At 74.0% G+C, this 269-nt stretch carries 1 protein-coding gene; it reads right to left on the bottom strand.

The window, feature by feature from the left end:
* Positions 1-101: 101 nt before the first annotated feature.
* Positions 102-251: an FCD domain-containing protein gene (locus SB658_RS24280; RefSeq protein WP_410602915.1), complete on the bottom strand. Its 150-nt coding sequence runs from the start codon at positions 249-251 to the stop codon at positions 102-104.
* Positions 252-269: the final 18 nt, after the last annotated feature.

The following is a 269-nucleotide window of genomic DNA, read 5'->3' as shown; positions in this document are numbered from 1 at the left end:
CGCGACTGAAGGACGCTGCCCGCGACGTGGCGCCGCTGTCGGAGGTCTCATCCCGCGACCTCTACGAGGCAGCGCTCGCCGCCCGCTCCTGATCCACGGCGTCAGTCGACGTGGATCTCCGTCCACACCTGGCGCATGTGGCCTCGGGAGAGGTCTTCGGCGGCGTCGGCGTCGCCGCGCGCGATCGCGGCCGCGACGAGCTCGTGCTGCTCGAGAGTGCCCTCGGCGGGAACCTCGGGCGTGAGCCCCAGCCGGCTGCGGCCGCGCAG

Origin of the sequence: Bacillus sp. SIMBA_008, from assembly GCF_046535495.1 — a bacterium.
Classification (GTDB): domain Bacteria; phylum Bacillota; class Bacilli; order Bacillales; family Bacillaceae; genus Bacillus; species Bacillus subtilis.
The sequence above is the reverse complement of the archived record's forward strand: the minus strand, read 5'-3'. Positions and strand labels throughout refer to the sequence as shown.